The organism is Rhizobium binxianense (assembly GCF_028994275.1).
In the GTDB taxonomy this organism is placed as follows: domain Bacteria; phylum Pseudomonadota; class Alphaproteobacteria; order Rhizobiales; family Rhizobiaceae; genus Rhizobium; species Rhizobium binxianense.
Map to the genome: position 1 here is coordinate 940,676 of NZ_CP118713.1, position 18,360 is coordinate 959,035.

The following is an 18,360-nucleotide window of genomic DNA, read 5'->3' on the forward strand; positions in this document are numbered from 1 at the left end:
TCCGCCTGGACCGACGTTCAGGTGGAGCTCGAAGTTGAAACTGCTTGTTCGTCGGACCGGTCAGGTCCGAAGAGCGCTCACGAACTATACGAAAGCTATTCTATCTGAAGCCAAATTGAGAATCCGCTTGCGTAAATGCCGGCGGAAAGGGATCGGCATGGTCAACTTGGGCTTAAAGAGTAAACTCGAATACCGCGATGCGCTCGAGAGATTTTCGCTCGAAGTCACAGCAAAGGACGCCTCGCAGTTGTCAGCCTTGTCTGGTGACATCCCCAAGGGCACGATTATATCGGTCCCCTACCTTCCCTCCGACAGCGAGCATGATCGGATAGTGGCGGCGAAGACGGTACGCCAGCTTGGTTGCGAACCTATGCCGCACATAGCGGCAAGACGGATTAGCACGGAGGCCGAGCTGTCCGATGTCATTTCGAACTTCGTTCGTGAAGCACAGGTGGCACGTTTGCTTATACTTGCTGGTGACCTTGATCCTCCCAAAGGCGCCTTTCAGGACACCGCTACGATCTTGCGTAGCAGTGTCCTGGAACAGCATGGAATAAGACATGTCGCTATAGCGGGGCATCCGGAGGGGCATCCTTCTCAAACTTCCGCCACCCTTACCAACGCGCTTTTGGAAAAACGACAAATTCTCGAAGCCCTCAATCTTGAATGGTCGATTTTCACCCAGTTCACGTTCAGCGCGGAGCCAGTGTTGGATTGGATAGCCGGCATCCGCAGCAAAGGCATCACGGTGCCCATCCATGTCGGTATTCCGGGGCCCGCAAGCGTCAGAACGCTGCTGAGGTTCGCGGCAGTCTGCGGGGTTTCCGCCTCGACAGCGGTCTTTAGAAAGTACGGACTGTCGATCACGCAGCTATTGACTAGCGCCGGACCTGACGTGTTGGTTGACGATTACGCCAACGCTCTGGTCGATGAATCTTATGGCGATGTCCGCCTGCACTTCTACCCCTTCGGCGGCGTTCGAAAATCCGTGGAGTGGATACGGAGCTACCAGACGTGAAAACTGCCACTGCAGCAGATCCGGACAAGAATATGGTTCGGAACGATGACGATGTTGCACGAAATTGATGAGCAGGGGAGCAAAAAAATTGCCGAACGCCTTCGAGGAAAAGCGTTATTCGGCATGGTCAAAGTCCGCCGCTAAGAGGCGTTGGCTTGACAATTAAAGTACGGCTTCCGTACGAATATTGAATGAGGAGAGCGGCTTTTGTGCCGAGTGCGTCCGGACGCTTTTCCGGGAGGGAGGAACCTATGAAGATTACCAAATTGGCGCTCTGCGCCGTGGCAACCGCCGTGCTGTCGACCACAAGTACGTTGGCTTGGGCTGAGACCATCAAGGTCGGGGTCATCGCGACATTTTCGGGACCGAACGCTATCTGGGGTAAGCAGTTCCGTGAAGCGATCGATGTCTATGTTGCCCAGCATGGAGATGAAGTTGCCGGCAACAAGGTTGAGTTTATCTACAAGGACGTGGGCGGCCCGAACGCCGACGCGAGCAAAGCCGCGGCTCAGGAACTTTTGGTGCGCGAAGGTGTGAAATATCTTGCGGGCTTTGACTTCACGCCAAACGCCGTGGCTGTGGCCCCCTTGACGAAGCAGGCTAAAGTGCCTGCGGTCATTTTCAATGCGGGAACATCGTCGATTAACAAGCAATCGGATTTTTTCCTCCGGACAAGCTTTACGTTATCCCAACTAGCGCAACCCGCTGCGCAGTGGGCCGCAAAGAGTGGCGCCAAGAAGGTCGTGACGGCCGTATCCGACTACAGCCCAGGTATTGATGCAGAAGCGGCCTTCTCTTCCTCTTTTGAAAAGAACGGCGGCACAGTTGTCGAAAAAATCCGCATGCCTATGCAGACGACGGATTTTGCGCCGTTCATCCAACGAATCAAGACCTCTGGTGCAGACGCAGTATTTGCGTTCTTGCCTGTAGGCCCGGCAACGTTCGCCTTCACCAAGGCCTACAACGAGAATGGGCTCAAAGCGGCCGGCATTTCCTTCTATGGCACCGGTGAAACCGATGAAACCACGATCGATGCGCTGGGCGATCAGGCGATTGGCTTGGTCACCGCCTATCACTACTCTGAAGCGCATGACTCCGCCCTCAACAAGAGCTTTGTTGCCAAACTGAAGGAGCTTCATCCAGGGTCGCGTGCCAACATGGCCTCGGTAGGCGCTTACGATGGTGTCGACCTGATCTACAAGATGATCAAGGCAGCTGGAACGGATGGGCAAAAAGCGGTCGAGGCCGCTAAAGGCATGGAGTGGGAGAGCCCGCGCGGACCTGTGAAGATTGATCCCGTTTCACGTCACGTTGTGCAGAACGTCTACATCCGACGCGTTGAGAAAGCGCCGGACGGCACCTTGATCAATAAAGAATTTGAGACGATCGCCAACGTTCCCGATCTTGGATTCAATCCATAAGCCGTTGTCACGTGGCGGGACTGGTCCCGCCACGCATCCTCCAGCTGCTTCCAGTCGATAGGTATCGAATGTCGGTCATTCTCAGCATTTTTGTCGATGGCATCGCCTACGGGATGATACTGTTTATGATCTCCGTCGGGCTCTCGATCACAATGGGACTCATGCGGATCATCAACCTGGCCCATGGAGGCTTCGCACTTCTCGGAGGTGCAGCCGTCCATGTCCTTAGCACGCGCTTTGGCATTTCCTTTTGGGCTGCATCCTTGGCGGCCGTCGTTCTTATTGTCCTGGTTGCGGTGCTGTTGGAGCGATTGCTTTACCGTCACATCTACGGTTTCAACGAGCTCGGCCAGGTCTTGGCAACGATCGGCATCGTCTTCCTGATGATTGCTACTGTGAACTTTTTCCTGGGCTCGACAATCTTGCCGTTGGGGACGCCTCAGTCTTTAACCACCGCCGTCGACCTCGGGTTCAAGACACTTCCACTTCATCGGATGGTCGTCATCAGTTCCGGCGTTATGGTTCTGGCTGCGCTCTGGCTGCTGATGGAGAAAACCCGCTTCGGGGTCTATCTGCGCGCGGCTGTCGATAACAAGGTCGCAGCCGCGGCGCTTGGGATCAACACGCCTCGGATCTATCTCGCTGCTTTTGCCATCGGGGCAGGGCTGGCCGCTGTCGGAGGCATCCTCGGGGCCGAGCTGCTTCCCATAGAAGCTTATTATCCCCTCCGATACATGGTTCTGTTTCTGATCGTTGTCTCGGTGGGCGGGCTCGGAAGCATCCCAGGCTCCTTTGCTGCTGCGCTCGGTCTTGGGATTTTGGACACCGCCGGCCGGTACCTCTTGCCAGGGGTCGGCACGATTTTCTTTTTTCTTGCGATTACGGCTTTGCTTGCTTTTCGTCCGCATGGCTTGATGGGAAGGGCACAATGACCGACACCGCGACACAAGTCTCCACCAGTAGCCGAACGGCATGGCTGGCGCCGTTCCTGCCAGTGCTCATCGTTTCGCTTGGAGCAGCCATCGCATTTTTCATGTTCCCTTACGATCTGGCCTTTTTGACGCGCATCGTCATAATGATGATATTCGTGCTTTCCTTCGACTTGATCCTGGGATATGCGGGCATCGCAACGCTTGGTCACGCGGCCATGTACGGGTGCGGTGCTTATGCCGCTGGCCTTATTTCGTTGCACCTATCGCCAGACCCTCTGATTGGGCTTTTTGCGGGTGCATTTGCCGGCGCCTTGATTGCCTGGATCTCCGGAATCGTGCTCTTGCGCGCTCAGGGTGTGGCGCTGCTGATGATATCCATTGCCGTTACCATGGTGCTGCAGGAGACCGCTTCGCAAGCGAGGTGGCTAACCGGCGGAGCCGACGGCCTGGCCGGCATCACTGTCTCTCCACTGTTGGGAATGTTCGAGTTCGACTTCGTGGGGCAGGTGGCGTTCATCTACTGCGTCTGCATCCTGATCGCTCTATTGGTGTTCTGCCGCGTTCTTGCTGCATCTCCGTTTGGACTCGCTCTTCGTGGGATCGAAGGCAGTGCCAGTCGGATGCGCGCAATCGGAACGCCCGTCTATCGGCGCAAGGTGACGGTGTACGTTATCGCCGGAGCGATTGCAGGCATCGCAGGCGCATTGGCCGCACAGGCGACCGGGCTGGTTGGGATCGAAGTGTTTAACTTCTCTCTATCCGCTGATGTCATGGTGATGTTGATAGTTGGCGGAGCCGGACGTCTTTATGGTGCGCTCATCGGCACGCTCATCTTCATGATCGTTCATCACATAGCAGCGAGCATCGATCCCTTTAACTGGCTTTTCGTCATCGGCTTCATGCTTCTCGTGGTGGTGTTCGCCCTTCCAAAAGGACTTGTCTCACTACCAGATCGACTGGTTAGTCTGTCGAGGAGGGCATCATGATCGACGGTCTTGCTGTCAATGGGCTTTCAAAGCATTTCGGGGGGCTGCAAGTCGCACGAAACCTGACGCTGTCCCTGCCTGGTGGGGCTAGGACGGCTTTGATCGGGCCTAACGGCGCAGGTAAAACAACGTTTGCGAACCTGTTGACAGGCGTCCTGAAGCCCACATCGGGAACGATCCTCCTGAATGGCAAAAGCATTGGCGGACTGTCGGAGGCCGAGCGCGTTCGTGCCGGCATTGCGAAAACTTTTCAGATTACCAATCTGTTTCGTGACCTGACGGTTCGCGAAAACATTCGCCTGCCAATATTGGAGAGGGAGCACCGCACGAAGAAGGTTTTTTGCCGTTCTGACGGCACACCGGAGATAGAATTTGAGATTGTGCAGTTATTACGGGATCTTGAGTTGACGCCTCTGGCAGATAAACCCGTGCGGGGGCTGGCCTACGGTCAGCAGCGGCTTGTCGAACTGGCGCTGACATTGGCGTCGCGGCCGAAGATCTTGATCCTTGATGAGCCTGCGGCAGGCGTGCCTTCGACTGAAAGCCATCTGATCGTTGAAGCCATAAAGCGGCTTCCGGCAGATTTGTCGGTTCTCATCATCGAGCACGACATGCAGCTTGTTTTTGAAGTTGCCAATCGAATCATTGTCCTGGTCAATGGTGCGATCTTGATGGAAGGCACTCCGGAGGAAGTGGTCGCCAATTCGCAGGTTCGGGAACTTTATCTGGGGGGCGGCCATGACTGATGCTCTGCTGGAATTGAACGGTGTGGTGGCGGGATATGGCGACACACACATTATCCGCAACGTTTCGCTCAAGGTTTCAAAAGGCGAGCGCTTGGCGATCGTCGGGCGCAACGGGGTCGGCAAGACGACCATGCTTGCGACGGTCATGGGGCAAACCCGCCAGCATGCCGGAAGCATCAAATTGAGAGGCGTGCCTATCGACGGGCTTCAGGCTCACGAGCGAGCGCGACGGGGGATCGGAATCGTGCCCCAAACGCGCGATATCTTCCCCTCACTTTCAGTCGAAGAGAATCTCATCGCAGGGATGCGGAACGGCTCAACCCTAGACGAAGCCTATGATCTGTTTCCGAGATTAAAAGAACGCCGGTTTAACGGCGGACACCAGCTTTCCGGCGGCGAGCAACAGATGCTGTCGATCGCCCGTGCATTGCTTGGCGGGCCTGAAATTATCTTGTTGGACGAGCCGCTTGAGGGGCTGGCGCCCGTGATTTGCGAAATGCTCATGGGTGTTTTTGGCGATCTCGCAGACAAGGGCTGCACCGTCGTTCTCGTGGAGCAACATATCGGCCCCGCGCTAAGCTTCGCGGATCGGGTTGTGGCACTCGACCAAGGGAGGATCGTCTTTGAGGAAAAAACGGCGAAATTGGCCAATAATCGTGCTGAACTGGAGCGGTACATCGGACTCTCTGCCACGTGACGTCCGAGTATTGGACCAACCTCGATAGCGCATCGCTCCAGTTGGTCACCCTCATCGAAATTCGACGATCTATTCGCCTTAAACCTGATCGAGTGCGGTGAAGAATGAAGAGCTATGTCCTGATAGTTTCCTGCAAAACAACCCGTGGCATCGTGGCTGCAATATCTGGATTTCTGTTCGCGCAGGGGTGCAACATCATCGACAGTTCACAATTCGGCGATTTTGGCACAGGCATGTTCTTCATGCGTGTCAGTTTCCTGTCCGAAGAGGTCATGGTGCATGATGCGCTCGCGGAAGGTTTCCAACCCATAGCGACGAAGTTCGGCATGGATTGGAGGCTCCACGATGTGCAGGACCGCATGAAGGTCCTGCTAATGGTCTCCCGCTTCGGCCACTGCCTTAACGACCTATTATACCGTTGGAAGATTGGGGCACTGCCGATCGACATCGTTGGCGTCGTCTCCAACCATTTCGACTATCAGAAGCTGGTGGTAAATCACGATATTCCGTTTCACCATATACCGGTCACGAAGACCAACAAGCCGGAGGTCGAGGCCCGCATCATGGGGCTGGTCGAAAGTACCGGGACAGAACTTGTCGTGCTGGCCCGATACATGCAGATCCTGTCGGACGAGATGTGCAGCAAGATGTCCGGCCGCATCATCAACATTCACCATTCCTTTTTGCCGAGCTTCAAGGGGGCCAACCCGTACAAGCAGGCCTATCAGCGTGGCGTAAAGCTGATCGGCGCCACGGCGCATTACGTCACCGGCGACCTCGACGAGGGACCAATCATCGAACAGGATACCGTCCGCATCACCCATGCCCAGTCGGCGGAAGATTATGTTTCACTCGGCCGCGATGTAGAAAGTCAGGTGCTGGCGCGTGCCATCCATGCGCACATCCACCACCGCACCTTCATCAACGGCAATCGCACCGTCGTCTTCCAGCCAAGCCCCGGGTCTTATGCTTCGGAGCGCATGGACTGATGGGCGAGCGCGTTATCGACGGCGAAAACATCGCACTAGCATCATTGAAGGCGTAGCGAACCCCAGTTTCAATCGGCCTCAAGGAGGAGAAGATGCGTGAGCCATTCAGATATGAAAGCAATATACCGCGTATCATATTTGGCTTTGGGGCGATATCAAACGCCGCCGAGGAATTGCGCCAGCTTGGCTGCAGCCGAGCGCTTGTCCTGTCGACACCTCATCAGGAGAACGATGCTCGATCTCTCGCCAAGGCATTGGGGTCCCTTGCTGTTGGGGTGTTCAGCCGTGCCGCCATGCACACGCCGGTTGACGTGACCACGGAGGCGCTCTCTCTTTTCAAAGAGATCGGTGCCGACTGTGTTTTATCACTGGGTGGCGGATCAACGATTGGCCTCGGAAAGGCCATTGCCTACAGGAACGATACGCCGCAGCTTGTCATTGCGACGACGTATGCCGGTTCCGAAGTAACGCCAATTTTAGGGCAGACGGAAAACGGGGTCAAAACCACGGTTCGAGGCTCATCGATCCTACCGGAAACAGTCATTTATGATCCGGAACTAACCATCGACCTCCCTGTCAAGATGAGCGTTACGAGTGGCCTGAACGCCATGGCGCACGCTGTTGAGGGACTTTATGCCCGGGATCGCAATCCCATTGCCTCCATGATGGCGATGGAGGGCATCGCCGCTTTGCAGAGAGCCCTCCCTGCCATAGTCGAAAGCCCCCGGGATCGCACTGCCCGCGCAGACGCCCTTTACGGTTCCTGGCTCTGCGGTGTCGTTCTGGGAGCTGTCGGCATGGCGTTACATCACAAGCTTTGCCATACGCTCGGCGGGAGTTTCGACCTGCCGCATGCAGAAACTCACGCGATCCTTCTGCCGCACACAATCGCCTATACCGAACAAGCTGTTCCCGAATTGCTTGCCCCTGTCGCGCAGTTGTTCGGAGCATCGGGCGCCGGTACGGGTCTTTATGATTTTGCGCTTCGCATCGGCGCCCCCATGAGACTGCGAGATCTGGGGGTGACAGGTGAAGATCTTGATAAGGTGGCGGCGCTTTCCGTCCGCAATCCCTACTGGAATCCCCGTCCTCTGGAGGTTGGCGCAATCCGGGCTCTACTCCAGAATGCATGGGAAGGCGTAAGGCCTGGTTGATACTCGAAGGACTGCCTCCAATGGGCCGCGACCAAACAACGGGCCTCCATGCAAATTCCGGCGCACTCATCGACGTGAGCCACGATGACTTCTTCCAGCACAAAAGGAGCAGCAATGACTAGTTACTTCACGGAAGAGGCCTCAGTTGATGCGGTAAACGGGCGGATGGGCGCGGACATCGATCCTCGTTTGAGGGAAATCATGACGTGTCTTGTGACGCATCTCCACGCCTTCATCAAAGAGGCTCGACTTTCACAAGAGGAGTGGGAGGTCGCGATCGATTTTTTCACGGAGACGGGCAAAATCTGCTCCGAGCAACGGCAGGAGTTTATCCTCCTGTCCGACACGTTGGGGGTGTCCATGCTGGTCGACGCCATCAATAATCGCAGGCAACCCGGCGCCACGGAAAATACGGTGCTGGGTCCTTTTCACGTGCTTGGAGCACCACGTCATGAGATGGGCGAATGTATCACTCTCGACGGCAAAGGCGAAAGCTGTCTGTTCGAGGGCAGGGTGACTGATCTCGGCGGCAACCCTATTGAGGGTGCAAGTATCGATGTATGGTCAGACAATGCCGATGGTTTTTACGATGTGCAGCAGCCTTCGCTTCAGCCTCGATGGAATAACCGCGGGATATTCGTGACAGGTCCGGAGGGGCGCTACAGCTTTATCGGAATCAAACCGGTTTCATATCCCATTCCCGACGACGGGCCGGTTGGTAAAATGCTGAAACAGCTCGGCAGGCATCCTTATCGCCCTGCTCACATGCATTATATCGTCACAGCAGCGGGCTACCAAAAGCTTGTCACCCACACGTTCGTAGGGGACGACGTCTACCTCTCGTCTGATGCGGTATTTGGCGTCAAGTCCACATTGACTGCGCCTTATGAGCGGCTTGTAGACGGGATCACCCAGTGGCGATCACCGTTCGATTTTATCCTTAATCCAGCGTGAGCGTGCAAATTGCCATCTTGCCCAGCCAGAACGTAGCCGCCAGCGCCTGAGGGGGAACGCAATAGAAGGGCAGGTTGCCGTGCGGATGTCTCTACTCGATCCGGCAACCTATATCGTTGTAGAGTAGCTTGCCGGCGTCAAGGCTGGCCATGCGCCGGCTCGGCAGATGTCGTTGTCTCAAAACCACCGCGAACCCTTGCGCGACACGCATTAAACAGCATCCGGAATGCGCAGCGAGATCACGGTGCCCACCGCCTCTCGCGAGCGGATCTTCATGCGGCCGCCGTGCAGCGCGGTCAGCGAGCGGGAGATGGCGAGCCCGAGGCCGGAACCGCCCTTGCTCTTGGCATACTGGCTCTGCACCTGTTCGAAGGGTTGGCCGATCTTCGACAGCGCCGAGCGCGGAATGCCGATGCCGGTATCGGCGATGGTGACGAAGACGGCGCCATCGACGCGCCGCGTGCGCACCGCAATGCGGCCGCCGTTGTCGGTGAACTTCACCGCATTGGAGAGCAGGTTGAGCAGCACCTGTTTCATCGCCCGGCGGTCGGCCATCAGCGTCAGGCCGGATGAGATGCGCTGGTCGATGACGATGTTCTTTTCAGCCGCGGGCATGGCGGTGAAACGCAGGCTTTCCTCGATCAGCGGCACGAGATCGATGCGCTCACAGTGCAGCCTGAGGTGGCCGGCCTCGATCTTCGACATGTCGAGAATGTCGTTGATGACGTTGAGCAGATGTTTACCGCTGTCATGGATATCGCGGGCATATTCGTCGTATTTCAGCGAGCCGAGCGGCCCGAACATCTGGTTCTGCAGGATTTCCGAGAAGCCGAGGATGGCGTTGAGCGGCGTGCGCAGCTCATGCGACATATTGGCGAGGAATTCCGATTTCGCCTTATTGGCGGCCTCGGCGCGTTCCTTTTCCGCCTGATAGTTGGCGTTGGCCGTCGAAAGCTCGGATTTCTGGCTCTCCAGCGTCTGGCGCGAGGCGGAGAGATCACCGATCGTCGCCATCAGCCGCCGTTCGGATTCACGCAGCCGCTCCTGATGGCGTTTCATCAGCGTGATGTCGGTTCCCACCGAAACCCTGCCGCCGTCGCGGGTACGCCGCTCGTTGATCTGCAGCCAGCGCTCGTCGGCGAGCTGCACTTCCGTCGTGCGCGAATAGCCGGGGCCATCGGCATCGGCGATCCGCCGTTCGATGACCGGGCGGGCCGCGGCGGCATTGACGATCGAGCGCTCGGTGCCCGGCACCAGCACGCTGTCCGGCAAGCCGTAGGCCTGTTGGAAATGCGTGTTGCACATGACGAGCCGATCGTTCTTGTCCCAGAGCACGAAGGCTTCCGAGGTGCATTCGATGGCGTCGGCGAGCCGCTGGTCGGCTTCCGCATAGCGTTGGGCGAGCCGATGCTGTTCGGTCACGTCCATGGCAATGCCGATCAGGTGCATACGGCCGGAATTGCTGCGGATCACCTGGGCGCGGGCGCGCATCCAGACATAGTGGCCGCCAGCATGGCGCATCCTGAAGATCTGATCGACCTGGCCGGAATGGCCCTTGGCGATAGCGCGGGCGATCTCGTAGAGCCCGCCGTCATCGGGATGCATCAGCCGCGCGGCTTCGCCGAAGCCCATCGTCTTGTCGGAACCCGGCAGGCCGAGCATGTCGTACATCGAGCGCGACCAGAAGAATTCGCGGTTCTCGAAATCGAAGTCCCAGAGGCCGCAGCGGCCGCGCGACAGCGCCGTCTCGACGCGCAGGTTCGATTCCAGAAAGATGTCGTCGGCGTCGCGGGCGCGCTTCACCTGCGTGTAATAGGCATAGAGGATGACCAGCAGGATCGAGGAGATGCCGGCAAACAGCGTGACGTTGAGCGCCAGTTGTTCGCGCCAGAGGCGGCCGATCTCGTTGAGCGAGGTAGCGGCGACGATATAACCGCCGGTATTGCCCATCAACGTGATCTCGGCGTAATGCGGCACGCCGCCGATCGTCGTTTCGATGACGTCGGCGCGATCGCCGAAACGCCGGATCGCCGAGACCTCGGGGAAGAAATCGCCGACATTGCTGCCGACATACGAAAGCCCGGCGGTCGTCGCGGCAAAGACCTTGCCGCTTGCCTGCACGAGCAGCACGAAGGCGCCGTTATCAAGCCGGTCCTGCGGCAGGAACCTGGCGAGCCGGGCCTGCGCTTCTGCGGCATCGCCGCTGTCGAAGATGCCGGACGCATCGGCAAACACGGCAGACGCGGTCGCTGCCGAAAGCGCCGTGGCATGGCGGGCCGAGGCTTCCAGGCGGGAATATTCGCTGAGCATGCCGAGGAAATGCGACGCGGCGACAACGAAGAGGAAGGCGACGATCAGCGCCGGAATGGCGCGCTTCAGAAGCAGCTCGGCCTTCGGCAGATGCTGGAGAAGGGGTTCCGATGTCGCATGACCGGAAAGGCTGTCTCGCCAGGCTTTCAGCCCGTCAAAATCGACACGCAGCCGTCCTCCGGCCACGGTTGCCCGCCGCACGTCCATCATCTCTTTGCCTTGTCCCTCGTGTGATTCGCGCGCCGCTCGCTCGAACCTGACCTAGAGAATCATGGGTGATTCGCCTTGTCCAGAGGCAAAGGTAAAAATCCGTTAACTATTTATAATTTGGCGCTTTTCGAGCGATTCAATTCCGCTTGGCAAACGGCCGCCGAATTTTTTGCGACGGCCGACTGAGGCGAATTACCCTTTAAGCGTGCGCTCGACGATATCGCGCACGTCTGTGGAAAGGCCGGGAGCCTGCTCGATCTCGATCAGCGCCGAGCGGGCGTGATCGGCCCGCGCCGGTTCCAGCGAGCGCCAGGAGCGCATCGACGTTAGAATGCGGGCGGCAAGCTGTGGGTTGCGCCCGTCGATATCGAGAATCTGATCGGCAAGGAAGCGATAGCCTTCGCCGTCGGCGCGGCCGAAGCCGGTCGGGTTGGCAAAGGCGAAGGTGCCGACCAGCGACCGCATGCGGTTCGGATTGGTTCGCTTGAACAGCGGATTTTGCATCAGGGCGCGGACCCGCTCCAGGGTTTTCGCGCCGGGAATGCCGGCCTGGATTGCGAACCATTTGTCGATGACCAGCGCATTTCCGGCGAAACGGTCGCGGAAGCTTTCCAGCGCCTCGCTGGTCTCGGCACTGTCGGGGAAACGATGAGCGAGGATGGTCAGCGCATGGCTGAGGTCGGTCATATTGTTGGCTGCATCGAAGGCGGCCTTGGCGCGGGCCGGCGTCTGCTCGGCATGCGAGAGATAGGTGAGGGCAGTGTTTCGCAGCGCCCTGAGGCCGGCGTTTTTCGCGTCCGGGCTGAAATCGCCCGGTGTCGTCATCGCGGCGTAAAGGCCGGCAAAAACATCCTTTCCGGCCTCGGCGATCTGTTTCAGGATTGCCTGCCGGCCGGCGTGGATGGCATCGGGATCGTTGTTGCTGCCGAGTTCGCGGGCAATATCGGATTCGCTCGGCAGCGCCAGCGCCTGAGCGCGGAACGCCGGCTCGAGGCTCTGGTCGGCGGCCGCCGCAAGCAGCGTCTCGACGAATGTCGCTTCGCAGATGACAGGCTTGCCCTCACGGGCGTCGCGGGCGGCTTTCAGGAGGTTCGGCAGCGCCAGATCGGTCAGAGCCTGCCAGCGAGCGAAATGATCGGTTTCATGGCGGGCAAGGTGGGCGAGATCGGCCGGGCTCTGATCGAAATGGAGGTTGATCGGTGCCGAGAAGCTGCGGTTGATCGAAACGACCGGGCGCGAGCCGATGCCGTGGAACACCGCTGTCTGGGTACGGCCTGTGAGATGCAGCACCTCGCCGGAATATTCCGCGCCCTCGACCGAGCTCGGCTCGAGTTTGCCGCCGTTTTCGCCGAAGAGGGCCAGGCTGAGCGGAATATGCATCGGCTCCTTGGTCGGCTGGCCGGGCGTTGCCGGGATCATCTGCTCGAGCGACAGGGTGAAGCTGCCGGCCGCCGCATCATAGCTGCCCGATGCGGTGACGAGCGGCGTGCCGGCCTGATGGTACCAGAGCGAGAATTGCGCGAGGTCGCGCCCGCTCGCATCCTCGAAGCATTTGACGAAATCCTCGATCGTCACGGCCTGGCCGTCATGGCGATCGAAATAGAGGTCCAGGCCCTTCTTGAAGCCGTCCTTGCCGAGCAGCGTCGCGATCATGCGCGTGACTTCGCTGCCCTTCTCATAGACGGTCGTCGTGTAGAAATTGTTGATCTCGCGATATTTCGTCGGCCGTACCGGATGGGCGAGCGGGCCGCCATCTTCCGGGAATTGCTCCGATTTCAGGTGGCGCACCTCGGCGATGCGCTTGACCGGGCGCGAGCGCTGGTCGGAGGAGAATTCGTGATCGCGATAGACTGTCAGGCCTTCCTTGAGGCATAGCTGGAACCAGTCGCGGCAGGTGATGCGGTTGCCGGTCCAGTTGTGGAAATATTCATGCGCGATGATCGCCTCGATATTGGCGTAGTCGGCATCGGTCGCGAGCTCCGGATCGGCAAGTACATATTTGTCGTTGAAGACGTTGAGGCCCTTGTTCTCCATCGCCCCCATGTTGAAGTCGGAGACGGCGACGATCATGAAGATGTCGAGATCGTATTCGCGTCCGAACCGCTCTTCGTCCCATTTCATCGAGCGTTTCAGCGCGTCCATCGCATAGGCGGCGCGCGGCTCCTTGCCATGCTCGACATAGATCTTCAGCACCACCTCGCGGCCGGACATGGTGGTGAAGGTGTCTTCGACAACGCCGAGATCGCCGGCGACGAGCGCGAAGAGATAGCTCGGCTTCGGATGCGGGTCGAACCAGGCGGCGAAATGCTTGCCGGGGCCGTAGCCGGCACCGCCGAGGAAGTTGCCGTTCGACAAAAGCAGCGGGTTGGCGTCCTTGTCGGCGATGATGTTGACCGTGAACGGCGCAAGCACGTCGGGCCGGTCGGGGAAATAGGTGATACGGCGGAAGCCTTCGGCCTCGCATTGCGTGCAGTAGATGCCGCCGGTGCGGTAGAGGCCCATCAGCTGGGTATTGGCCTCGGGATTGATGACCGTGGTGATCGTCAGCTCGAAGGGCGCACTCTCCGGCAGGTCGCGCACCGTCAGGCTTTCCGGTGTCGCGTCATAACGCGCAGGATCCATCTCCACCTGGTCGAACAGCAGCCCCGACAGCGTCAGCTCGTCGCCGTCGAGCACGATCGGCGCCGTCGGATCAGTGCCCGGACGGCGATGAAAGATCAGACGGGCCTCGACTTTTGTCTCCGTTGGGTCGAGTTCGAAGGTCAGGTCCACGCGTTCCAGCACGAAGTCGGTGGGACGGTAATCTGCCAGATGAATGACCTGGCCGGTATCTGTTCGCATGGTGTTTCCTGAAGACCGTTATTTGACAACCGCGGAATACAGAGGCGGGCGCACTCTGCCATAAATTTGCCGGGCATGATTACATTAAAGTCTGAACTAAAGTTAAAGCAAATTGCCCGCGAACACGAAGTTCGCGGGCAAAATACCTGATTGGGACGGATGACTGCGGCTGCCAGGGAGGGAGACTCTACTTCAGATTGAGCGCGGCCTTGATCGTCGCGTCGCTTTCGGTCCGCTGCACGACGACGCCATACCAGCCGAGCCCGTCGTAATCCTCGTAGCCGAGGGTGCGTGCGAAGGCGACGATCGAGCCGTCATTGTCGTAATAGCTGCCTTTCGCCTGGCCGTTGGGGTTGGCGAGTGCGAAATGCGAAAACAGCAGGGCGGGATTGGTGGTGGCGATCACCCGGCTCTTGCCGTCGAGCAGCATGACCGTCGTTCTTTCCGCCAGCTGCGGCGGTAGGTTCGCCTCCTTCTCGACGATCGCCTGGCCCTGGTTCTGCCAGTCGAAATAGACGCCGAGCGTGCCGACCAGCCGTCCGTCGAGCTTGCCCTCTTCGCGGATGCCCGTGGCATAGACAAGCGCATGCCTGTTGTCATGGATCGGGCTCGCCTTGACCTCGTCGACGATATAAGCGTCGCCGGAGGAACAGGCAGACGCCGCGCGGAACCACGGATCGCCGGCAAGGCTGGTGCCGGCGATCTTGCGCTGGAACTTGGGATTGGCGGACGCGATCACCTTGCCCGAGAGATCGGTCATGACGAGATCGAGATAGACGGTGTAGAAGCGGTTGATGGCGCCGAGACGCTCTGCCGCAAAGGCGACGGTTTCCCGATCCGGGTTCTGCAGCGCCTGCCAGAGTGCCGGGTCCGTCGCCCACCAGCGCACATCGGCCGTGCGCTCGAAAAGGTTGCGGACGATGAGCTGCACCAGCGTCTGCGCGAGATCAGTGAGGCGGACGCCCTCCATCTCCTCGACCAGCGAATCCGCCATGGCGCGGCTGAGGCCGATGCGGCCGAGCACGTTGCTCTCGAACCTGCCGGTGATGTCGGTGGCGATCTGCGCCAGCCGCTGCACCTCGTTGGCAACGACCGCAAAACCCTTGCCGGTCTCGCCGGCCCGTGCCGCCTCGATCAGCGCATTGATCGCGAGCAGCTTGATCTGCTTGACGATATGGGTGTTGTCGGCGCTGAAGCGCTCGAGGTCGGTGCTGATGCCGTCGGTGACGACGCGCATGGACCGCGGTGTCGCATTCTGCGACTGGGCAATGGTTTCGGCGCTAAGCGGCTTCATCAAATGGGATCCTGGAAGGAGCGGGCACTTGTTTATGTGGTGAAGAAAAATTTCGAGATCAGCGATAAAAACGATGCTTGCCTATGGTTTTCAATTGGTTAACGGCGCGCCCCGCGAGATGAACATTTTCGGGGTGAATGGCTCAAAACGGGAAATTTCAGAGCGGTGGCGCATAAGCAGCACGGTTGAGCCTGCAGCTGGCGGCGATTCTGTGATTCTCTGATGTTGCTTGCGGTTTTTTCGCCAATCGGGATTTTCTTTCGTTACGATGCAAGACGTCATCCACGGCGTTCCTGAGTCGAACGCGTCCCCCGTTCCGCTTAAGTCAGTATTAAGAGCCAGGATCATGCACTCGGTTCTCAGAAACCCGATGAGAGGCATTGCGCTAAAAGTCTCATCGGTCGTGGTCTTCCTGGCCATGCAGACCTTCATCAAGCTGGCCGGCTCGGAGATCCCGCCGGGTCAGGTAACGTTCTGCAGATCGTTCTTCGCGCTCTTCCCGATCATCGCCTATCTCGCCTATATCGGGCAGTTGCGCGCCGCCTTCTACACCGCCAATCCGGTCGGTCACCTCAAGCGCGGCACGATCGGCATTATGTCGATGGCTTTCGGTTTCTACGGCCTCCTGCATCTGCCGCTGCCGGAGGCGATCGCGCTCGGCTACGCCTTGCCGCTCGTTGCCGTCATCTTTGCCGCCGTCTTTCTCGGCGAGACCGTGCGCATCTATCGCTGGAGCGCCGTCCTGGTCGGCATCGTCGGCGTCGCCATCGTCTCATGGCCGAAGCTCACGCTGTTTCGCGAGGGCGGCATGGAGGCCGAACAGGCCGTCGGGGCGCTCTCGGTGCTGCTCTCGGCCGTTCTCGGCGGCATGGCGATGATCCAGGTGCGTCGTCTCGTCGAGGAGGAGAAGACAGCGACGATCGTGCTGTACTTCTCGCTCACCGCCTCGGTCTTCTCACTGGCCTCCCTGCCTTTCGGCTGGCTCATCCTGCCATGGCCGTCGGCACTCTATCTGGTCGCGGCCGGTTTTTGCGGTGGCGTCGCGCAGATCCTGCTGACGGAAAGTTATCGCCATGCCGACGTCTCCACCATCGCGCCGTTCGAATATACCTCCATCCTGCTCGGCAGCATCGTCGCCTATTTCGTCTTCGGCGACTTGCCGAGCGTCACCATGCTGATCGGCACGCTCATCGTCATCTCCGCCGGCATCTTCATCATCTATCGCGAGCATCAGCTGGGCATCGAGCAGAGAGAGGCGCGCAAGGCCACGACGCCGCAAGCCTGACGCCTGCAAGCTCATGATATCAAAGCTTTTAAGGCGAAAATCGCCGCGACGGGGAAATTGCTCGCAGAAAGCGAAAAGAATGGTGAATTCTTGGGATATCGTCCTTTCGTGGAATATGTTTGTTGAAGGTGAGAGAGTATCATTTATTCGAAGCCGTGCATGTCTGAATGGCCGCTGATGCCGGGAGGTCTTCGGTATTGCTGCTCCGAACGCTGGGCTGTGAGCGGAGGTGGAGAAAAGCATAATGGCATTCACGGCGGAGCAATTGGCGGGGAACTGCTCCTTTCTGCTGAGCATCCGCTTTTTGGCCGCGCAGATGCGCGGCATGTTCGATGCCGGCCCGCGGTTGGCGCGATTGCTCGCTTCGCATCAGCGCTGGCTTCTGACCCAGACCGCCTATGCCCTCAATCTGGAATATGATCCGAGCGACCCGACGTCGGGTTTCACCGCCGTTCGGCTGACCGCGCGCATCACCGCGCATAAGGTGGCGAGCCGCAACACCGTGCTCGCCTTCATCGAAGAGCTCTTTACCTACCGCTTCATTGTTCACACGCCCGGCGACGAGCGGCGGCGGCCACGGCATTTCGAGCCGGCCGATGTCAGCCATCAGGCGATGTTTGCCTGGATTCTCGGCAATCTCGGTGCGCTCGACCTGCTCGACGGCGGTCAAAGAGCAGCGTTTTTCCAGGCAAACCCGACATTGATGCGGCTCGTTCAGCCGCGCATTGCCCGCCATTGCCTGGAGGATGCCGCCTGGCGAGAGCCGCCGGAACAGGTGGCGCTGTTCCTCTGGACGGAAGCCGGAGGCCTCGTCGTCGACAATTTCATCGCCCGGATGGATATAGAACACACCGAGGCGGAGAGGTATTCCGTCGGCCGCGTCGAAACCCGCGCGCTCGCGGCCGATTTCATGATGTCGCGCACCCACCTCCAAAGGCTGTTGGCAAAGGCGGCGCAACGCGGCTGCGTCGGCTGGGACGACGAACCACGCAAGGCGCATCTCTGGATATCGCGGAAGTTCGTCGAGGAATACTGCGCCTGGCAGGCGGTCAAATTTGCCTATGTCGACGAAGCCTTCGAATGGGCAAAGGCCCGGATGGATGAGACGGCCGGCTGATCAGAGAACGATTGCCGCTGCACTCACGCCCTCGCGTCCGCCAGCATCGGCCGGCTTCACCGAAAGCTCGCGCTCATATTCCCGCGCGGCGCAGATCGCGACGCGGATATGCTCGAACGTGTCGATTGTGCGCAAAAGCGAGAGGATCGTGGACATTTTCAAGTACTCGTGGATTTGACGCGAAAGGGCAGGCAACCCGCCTGCCGCTCAATATTGCTGGAAGTCCGAAAAAATCGCGTTCGGACGCGCCGTGCGGCTGTTGATGCCGGTGCCGCGGGCAATCATTTGTTCGTTCGTGGCAAAGCCGAAACGGCTGTAGCCTTGAGTGGAACGAACCTGATCGCCGGCGAGGCGAAGGGTTTCAAACCCGCTATGGATAGGACGAAAACGCTTGTTCATGGCCTTG

At 58.9% G+C, this 18,360-nt stretch carries 17 protein-coding genes; 11 read left to right on the forward strand and 6 right to left on the reverse strand.

The genetic code is table 11. The annotated features are described in order from the left end of the window. The first annotated feature begins 34 nt into the window (after nt 1-34). The 9 genes from PO860_RS04695 (at nt 35) to PO860_RS04735 (ending at nt 8,897) form a co-directional block, all read left to right on the forward strand. Nucleotides 35-1,018, forward strand: coding sequence for a methylenetetrahydrofolate reductase (locus tag PO860_RS04695; RefSeq protein ID WP_273884123.1), 984 nt, complete (start codon nt 35-37; stop codon nt 1,016-1,018). Between the two features lie 251 nt (nt 1,019-1,269). After that, nucleotides 1,270-2,439, forward strand: coding sequence for an ABC transporter substrate-binding protein (locus PO860_RS04700; RefSeq protein ID WP_183606249.1), 1,170 nt, complete (start codon nt 1,270-1,272; stop codon nt 2,437-2,439). 68 nt (nt 2,440-2,507) lie between these two features. Further along, nucleotides 2,508-3,371: a branched-chain amino acid ABC transporter permease gene (locus PO860_RS04705; RefSeq protein ID WP_273880570.1), complete on the forward strand. Its 864-nt coding sequence runs from the start codon at nt 2,508-2,510 to the stop codon at nt 3,369-3,371. After that, nucleotides 3,368-4,357: a branched-chain amino acid ABC transporter permease gene (locus PO860_RS04710; protein WP_272783307.1), complete on the forward strand. Its 990-nt coding sequence runs from the start codon at nt 3,368-3,370 to the stop codon at nt 4,355-4,357. Before PO860_RS04705 ends, PO860_RS04710 begins: the two co-directional genes overlap by 4 nt. Next, nucleotides 4,354-5,103 carry an ABC transporter ATP-binding protein gene (locus PO860_RS04715; RefSeq protein ID WP_183606252.1) on the forward strand — a complete coding sequence of 250 codons (750 nt, stop codon included), beginning with the start codon at nt 4,354-4,356 and terminating at the stop codon, nt 5,101-5,103. The genes PO860_RS04710 and PO860_RS04715 overlap by 4 nt, the downstream gene beginning before the upstream one ends. Continuing rightward, nucleotides 5,096-5,800, forward strand: a complete 705-nt coding sequence (locus tag PO860_RS04720) for an ABC transporter ATP-binding protein (RefSeq protein ID WP_183606253.1) — start codon at nt 5,096-5,098, stop codon at nt 5,798-5,800. The genes PO860_RS04715 and PO860_RS04720 overlap by 8 nt, the downstream gene beginning before the upstream one ends. 104 nt (nt 5,801-5,904) lie before the next feature. After that, entirely contained in the window at nt 5,905-6,789 is an 885-nt protein-coding gene (gene purU / locus PO860_RS04725) for a formyltetrahydrofolate deformylase (protein ID WP_273884122.1), read from the forward strand. 92 nt (nt 6,790-6,881) lie between these two features. Next, nucleotides 6,882-7,943 carry a maleylacetate reductase gene (locus tag PO860_RS04730; RefSeq protein ID WP_273884121.1) on the forward strand — a complete coding sequence of 354 codons (1,062 nt, stop codon included), beginning with the start codon at nt 6,882-6,884 and terminating at the stop codon, nt 7,941-7,943. A gap of 114 nt (nt 7,944-8,057) precedes the next feature. Further along, nucleotides 8,058-8,897 (forward strand): dioxygenase family protein, encoded by an 840-nt coding sequence (locus PO860_RS04735; RefSeq protein ID WP_273884120.1) that lies wholly within the window; start codon nt 8,058-8,060, stop codon nt 8,895-8,897. Between the two features lie 210 nt (nt 8,898-9,107). Here PO860_RS04735 and PO860_RS04740 read toward each other — a convergent pair whose 3' ends face one another. The 4 genes from PO860_RS04740 to PO860_RS04755 form a co-directional block, all read right to left on the reverse strand. Then, a complete protein-coding gene (locus PO860_RS04740) occupies nt 9,108-11,417 on the reverse strand; it encodes a PAS domain-containing sensor histidine kinase (protein WP_183606257.1) in 2,310 nt (769 codons plus the stop codon). A gap of 192 nt (nt 11,418-11,609) precedes the next feature. After that, entirely contained in the window at nt 11,610-14,258 is a 2,649-nt protein-coding gene (pepN, locus tag PO860_RS04745) for an aminopeptidase N (protein WP_183606258.1), read from the reverse strand. Between the two features lie 187 nt (nt 14,259-14,445). Beyond that, complete coding sequence (locus PO860_RS04750; RefSeq protein WP_272783312.1) at nt 14,446-15,552, reverse strand: methyl-accepting chemotaxis protein; 1,107 nt, start codon at nt 15,550-15,552, stop codon at nt 14,446-14,448. A gap of 90 nt (nt 15,553-15,642) precedes the next feature. Continuing rightward, nucleotides 15,643-15,900, reverse strand: a complete 258-nt coding sequence (locus PO860_RS04755) for a hypothetical protein (RefSeq protein WP_275038201.1) — start codon at nt 15,898-15,900, stop codon at nt 15,643-15,645. Here PO860_RS04755 and PO860_RS04760 point away from each other — a divergent pair. Together PO860_RS04760 and PO860_RS04765 are read left to right on the forward strand one after the other, a co-directional pair. Further along, entirely contained in the window at nt 15,899-16,837 is a 939-nt protein-coding gene (locus PO860_RS04760) for a DMT family transporter (protein ID WP_273884119.1), read from the forward strand. The two genes, PO860_RS04755 and PO860_RS04760, sit on opposite strands and share 2 nt — an antisense overlap. A 244-nt stretch (nt 16,838-17,081) precedes the next feature. Beyond that, nucleotides 17,082-17,954 (forward strand): hypothetical protein, encoded by an 873-nt coding sequence (locus PO860_RS04765; protein WP_183606260.1) that lies wholly within the window; start codon nt 17,082-17,084, stop codon nt 17,952-17,954. Here the strand turns inward: PO860_RS04765 and PO860_RS04770 are convergent, their stop codons facing one another. Continuing rightward, nucleotides 17,955-18,110, reverse strand: a complete 156-nt coding sequence (locus PO860_RS04770) for a hypothetical protein (RefSeq protein WP_183606261.1) — start codon at nt 18,108-18,110, stop codon at nt 17,955-17,957. A gap of 51 nt (nt 18,111-18,161) precedes the next feature. After that, nucleotides 18,162-18,353: a hypothetical protein gene (locus tag PO860_RS04775; protein ID WP_003546802.1), complete on the reverse strand. Its 192-nt coding sequence runs from the start codon at nt 18,351-18,353 to the stop codon at nt 18,162-18,164. Nucleotides 18,354-18,360: the final 7 nt, after the last annotated feature.

Coding starts and splice junctions, on each gene's coding strand:
- PO860_RS04700 (WP_183606249.1), top strand. CDS start 1,270: ATGAAGATTACCAAATTGGCGCTCTGCGCCGTGGCAACCGCCGTGCTG.
- PO860_RS04705 (WP_273880570.1), top strand. CDS start 2,508: ATGTCGGTCATTCTCAGCATTTTTGTCGATGGCATCGCCTACGGGATG.
- PO860_RS04710 (WP_272783307.1), top strand. CDS start 3,368: ATGACCGACACCGCGACACAAGTCTCCACCAGTAGCCGAACGGCATGG.
- PO860_RS04715 (WP_183606252.1), top strand. CDS start 4,354: ATGATCGACGGTCTTGCTGTCAATGGGCTTTCAAAGCATTTCGGGGGG.
- PO860_RS04720 (WP_183606253.1), top strand. CDS start 5,096: ATGACTGATGCTCTGCTGGAATTGAACGGTGTGGTGGCGGGATATGGC.
- purU (WP_273884122.1), top strand. CDS start 5,905: ATGAAGAGCTATGTCCTGATAGTTTCCTGCAAAACAACCCGTGGCATC.
- PO860_RS04730 (WP_273884121.1), top strand. CDS start 6,882: ATGCGTGAGCCATTCAGATATGAAAGCAATATACCGCGTATCATATTT.
- PO860_RS04735 (WP_273884120.1), top strand. CDS start 8,058: ATGACTAGTTACTTCACGGAAGAGGCCTCAGTTGATGCGGTAAACGGG.
- PO860_RS04740 (WP_183606257.1), bottom strand. CDS start 11,417: ATGATGGACGTGCGGCGGGCAACCGTGGCCGGAGGACGGCTGCGTGTC.
- pepN (WP_183606258.1), bottom strand. CDS start 14,258: ATGCGAACAGATACCGGCCAGGTCATTCATCTGGCAGATTACCGTCCC.
- PO860_RS04750 (WP_272783312.1), bottom strand. CDS start 15,552: ATGAAGCCGCTTAGCGCCGAAACCATTGCCCAGTCGCAGAATGCGACA.
- PO860_RS04760 (WP_273884119.1), top strand. CDS start 15,899: ATGCACTCGGTTCTCAGAAACCCGATGAGAGGCATTGCGCTAAAAGTC.
- PO860_RS04755 (WP_275038201.1), bottom strand. CDS start 15,900: ATGATCCTGGCTCTTAATACTGACTTAAGCGGAACGGGGGACGCGTTC.
- PO860_RS04765 (WP_183606260.1), top strand. CDS start 17,082: ATGGCATTCACGGCGGAGCAATTGGCGGGGAACTGCTCCTTTCTGCTG.
- PO860_RS04770 (WP_183606261.1), bottom strand. CDS start 18,110: ATGTCCACGATCCTCTCGCTTTTGCGCACAATCGACACGTTCGAGCAT.
- PO860_RS04775 (WP_003546802.1), bottom strand. CDS start 18,353: ATGAACAAGCGTTTTCGTCCTATCCATAGCGGGTTTGAAACCCTTCGC.